This window comes from Paraburkholderia sp. RL17-373-BIF-A (genome assembly GCF_046030175.1).
Classification (GTDB): Bacteria; Pseudomonadota; Gammaproteobacteria; order Burkholderiales; family Burkholderiaceae; genus Paraburkholderia.
This window is the reverse complement of the sequence record NZ_JARESO010000161.1, coordinates 1-4,321: the sequence shown is the minus strand read 5'-3', so window position 1 is coordinate 4,321 and position 4,321 is coordinate 1. Positions and strand designations below refer to the sequence as shown.

Below are 4,321 nucleotides of genomic sequence, written 5' to 3'. Positions count from 1 at the left end.
AATATTGATCTGGTCAGACATGGTGACTCCCTTAAAAGTTAAGCGCTCGCGAGCCGTGCCGGATCGCTTTCACTGAAAGACGGCCCCAACGGCCGCAAACGGATTGCCGGATCGAGACGCGTCCACGGAAGGTCGACGGGATCGGCAGCCATCGGTCCCGGCGCTTTCGCGACGAGAATCGCCTCGGCGATAGCCTCGAAATCCGCGCGAAAATGCACCGAACTCTTGTTCACCAGAATCTTCATCTGCTCGGGTTCGATGCCCGCCACGCGGAACAGGTTGCGATCGAACACCTGCATCTTGACGGAGCTCACCGCAATCCTGACGCCTTCGATCCGCAAACAGGCGACCGGCCCCAACTCGCCTTGCATGCCGTTGAGCATCGGGCCATCGAAACGGAAGCGTCCGTCCGACACGTGCTCGACTTCGAACACGCCTTCCAGCGGCGCATCGCCCTGCACACCGGAACGGCCGCCCAGCGCGAGTGAAATGCGCGCGCCCACACCCGCGCGATGCGCCGCTGCCGCCGCCTGGGCATCCCAGATCACGCCCACCGCCGCGTCGGTAGCGCCATTGCGCAACAACGCGCGCACCATCCCCATCGTGTTCGAATCGCCGCCCACGCCCGGGTTGTCCTGCGTGTCCGCGATGATGACCGGTTTGGCCGCCGTCCTGCTCACCCGGATTGCTTCGAGCGCCGCTTCGTCGGGCGTCAGGAAGGGCACATCCCAACGCGCTTCATCGCCGGCGATCTTCGCGAACAGTGCGTCCGCTGCATGTTGTGCCGCAGCTTCGTCGAATGCATAAACCCAGATCGTCGGGCCGCACTCGGGAAAATCGGCCGCCGGAAAGCCCGGCGCAAACGACACGGTCACGACAGGCCGCTCTTCGAGATCCTCCAGCAACCGGTACATCCCGCGTGCGGGCTCGACCAGCGTGCACATGCCATTCACGGGAATCAGGAACGGCACGCGACGCACCGCCCGATGCAACGGACGCCCCTCCCGCATCAGATCTTCGAGAAGCCGCGCGGCACGCTCGCCGGTTTGAGCCATATCCACATGCGGATAGGTTCGATACGCCACGAGCGCACTCGCGTGTTCGAACATGCGAGCGGTCACGTTGGCATGCAGATCCAGCGAAACGACCACCGGCATCCGATCGCCGACGATCCGCCGCACACGTTCGAGAAGTTCGCCCTCGCCGTCGTCGTGTTGCTCGGTCACCATCGCACCGTGCAGGTCGAGATAGATCGCGTCGAAGCCGCCTGACTCGACAGCAGCGATGATCTCGCCGCCGATCCGCTCGAATGCATCCGTCGTGACGTGTGCCGATGCGCTGGCGCCCGCCCAGATCACCGGCTTCAGTTCGTGCCCATTCGCTTCCATGACCTTGATGAATCCGCCGATCGGCACATTGACGTCGCGAAGCCCGAACACGTCGTTACCGCGGACCATGGGCGGAAAGCCCTCGCCCTGAACGAAGCTCGAATAAGACGCCTTGGTGGGCGCAAAAGTATTGGTTTCATGCTGGAAACCGGCGATCAGGATTTTCATGTGTTTCACCTTTTCTCAAACGATCTCGCGAACCATCGGCGAGATGATATGGATGCCTATCTTTTTGATTTCGAAAAGGACTTCGGAAAGTAGACTCGACAGTCCTCAGTCCTGCTTGAGCGTCAGCTTGCCCGTCAATATCAGAATCGCGGCCAACGCAGCGGCGCCAGCCATGACGAAGAGCCCGGTATGCACGCTGCCCGTCGATGCTTTGGCCCAACCGACTACAGCGGGACCCCAGAATCCGCCGGACAGTCCTACGGTATTGATTAGCGCGATGCCGCCCGCCGCCGCCGTTCCCTCGACCAGTTGGGACGGAATGGCCCAAAAAACCGTATAGGCCATCCAGAGGCAAGCCGTTCCCAGCGTCAATGCAACGAGTGTGAGCATCACACTCCCGTCGGCAAAGACGGCCGCGACGAGGCACAGCGCCGCGCCAAGCGCCGGAATCGCGCAGTGGAAGCGGCGCTCGCCTACCCGGTCCGAACTGCGGCCCGCGAGGTACATGCAGACGGCGGCCGCGACATAGGGAATCGCGGTGTACCAGCCGAGGCGGATCGTGTCGCTCACGCCCTGATCTTTGAGCAGCGTCGGCAACCAGAAGCTGATCGCATAGATCGGAAAGATGATGCTGAAGTAAGCGAGCGCGAGCACATAGACTCTCGGGCTCTTCAGCACGGCCTTGAACGAGTCAGCGCGATGCTCGGTCGGCGCGGTTTCGCGTCCCAGCAGCAACTTTTCCTCATCGTTCAGCCAGCGCGCCTGCTCGGGCCGGTCGGACAACACGCGCAGCGTCAGGAGGCCGAGTGCGATGCAAGGCAGGCCCTCCACGAGAAACATCCACTGCCAGCCGGCCAGGCCGCCGACGCCGGACAGACTCGTCATGAGCCACGCCGATACAGGCCCGCCGACAATCCCGCCAAGCGGCCCGGCGACGAACACGAGCGCAATGGCGCGTGCCATCCGCGCGGGCCCGTACCAGCACGACAGGTAATAGATCATGCCCGGCGCGAAACCCGCCTCGAACACGCCGAGGAGAAATCGCATGGCATAAAAGGCCGGCACGTTGCGCACGAACAGCATGCAGGCCGACGTGATGCCCCACAGCACGAGAATGCGGCTGAACGTGCGCCGCGCGCCGACTCTCGGCAGCATGAGATTGCTCGGCAATTCGAACAGCACGTAGCCGATGAAGAAGATGCCCGCGCCCACTCCGTATGCAGCGTCCGAAAAACCCAGGTCGGTCTGCATCTGCAGCTTGGCGAAGCCGACATTGACCCGGTCCAGATACGCAAACATGTAGCAGGTCACGAGAAACGGCAGAAGCCGCCAGTTGAGCTTGCTGTACAGCGCTGAGGCAGGATCGCCGGCGGCCGATGGATGGATTGCTGACATGCCTGTCTCCCGGTTTTGCGTCCGTGGGCCCGTCGTGCGGGTTAAGTTGATGGTGGCAGGGCAAAACCCCACTAGCAAGAGCAACTAAGTTCACATATCGTTGCTTTGTAGACAACGACAATTGGGCGCCGGAGCGATCAAATGCGAGAAATCAACCAGCAGCGTCTTCGGTATTTCCACGAAGTGCTGACCCACGGCACCATCCGCGGCGCCGCCGACCACATCAATACGTCGCCGTCGGTCATCACGCGGCAGATCAAGTTGCTCGAAGACGAGTTGGGCACCGTGCTGTTCGAACGCCAGGCGCGCGGGGTCAGGCCGACGGAAGCCGCGGCGCATCTGCTCGAGTTCTGGCAGGGCTACCGGTCGCAGCAGGAAAAACTCGAGGACCAGTTGCACGCGTTGCGGGGGCTTCAGAAGGGACGCATCCAGTTGTCCATCAGCGAAGGTTTCGTCGACACGCTCGTCGACGACGTGCTGGCGCCGTTTTGCACGCGCTATCCGCACCTGGACATCAGCATGACGACGCAGGCGGTAGACGCACTGCTGGAGGACGTCGCGGAAAGCCGCGCTCATATCGGCTTGGCTTACAATCCGCCGCCCCATCCGCGTATCGAATATCGATCCAGTTCGCATCAGCCCGTCGTGCTGCTCCTGAGAAAAGACCATCCGCTCGTCAAACGGAAAGGGCCGGCGGGTGTCGATGATCTGCGCGCCTACCCGCTCGCGCTGATGCCTTCCACGTTCGGCATCGGCCATGTCGTTTCGATGTTGGAGTTGGCGGAGAACGTGGTGATCCGCCCGACGTTGACGACGAACTCGCTGAGCGCGTTGAAGCGTTTCGTGACGGCGGAAAACTTTGTGACGCTCATCGGCGAGTTCGCTGCATACCGTGAGCTCGCCAGCGGCGAACTGACCACCGTCCCGATCGCGCATCCCTTGTTTGAAAGTGCGCAGGCCAGAGTGCTGGTCAAAACCGGCCGGCCGCTTGCAGCGGGGCCGCTCGAACTGCTCAAGTGGATTCAGGAACGCATGCCGATGTTCTCTACGCCCAAAGCGAAAGAAAGCCCACGGCGAAAGGCTAGTGGGCGGCGGAACGGTTAGCGGTACATGGCGTGCGCTAGTGGCCGAAGAGTCGGCCGCGCGATATGCGCGATATGCAAACGGGCCGCAGCGATCTTGTCTGTCGTTGCGGCCCGTCTTCGTGAACGCGCAAGTAATGCTAGAAACGTGCGACGTCGATCACGGCATCGGCAAACGCTTTCGGCGCTTCCTGCGGCAGGTTATGTCCGACACCGCCGCCAATATTCCGGTGCGCGTACTTGCCGGTGAACTTCTTCGCGTACGCTGCCGGTTCAGGATGCGGCGCA

At 62.2% G+C, this 4,321-nt stretch carries 3 protein-coding genes and 1 pseudogene; 1 reads left to right on the top strand and 3 read right to left on the bottom strand.

Annotation, left to right across the window (positions count from 1 at the left end):
* Nucleotides 1-38 precede the first annotated feature (38 nt).
* Both P0D80_RS48860 and P0D80_RS48855 read right to left on the bottom strand, forming a co-directional pair.
* On the bottom strand, nucleotides 39-1,556 hold the full coding sequence (locus tag P0D80_RS48860) for a M81 family metallopeptidase (protein ID WP_408295612.1): 1,518 nt from the start codon (nucleotides 1,554-1,556) through the stop codon (nucleotides 39-41).
* 105 nt (nucleotides 1,557-1,661) lie between these two features.
* Complete coding sequence (locus P0D80_RS48855; protein ID WP_408177753.1) at nucleotides 1,662-2,951, bottom strand: MFS transporter; 1,290 nt, start codon at nucleotides 2,949-2,951, stop codon at nucleotides 1,662-1,664.
* Between the two features lie 141 nt (nucleotides 2,952-3,092).
* On the opposite strand from P0D80_RS48855, the gene P0D80_RS48850 reads away from it, so the two are divergent.
* Nucleotides 3,093-4,055, top strand: a complete 963-nt coding sequence (locus P0D80_RS48850; RefSeq protein WP_408295608.1) for a LysR family transcriptional regulator — start codon at nucleotides 3,093-3,095, stop codon at nucleotides 4,053-4,055.
* Between the two features lie 118 nt (nucleotides 4,056-4,173).
* Here P0D80_RS48850 and P0D80_RS48845 read toward each other — a convergent pair.
* Nucleotides 4,174-4,321 (bottom strand): annotated as a pseudogene (locus P0D80_RS48845) (alpha/beta hydrolase); the annotation flags it as partial.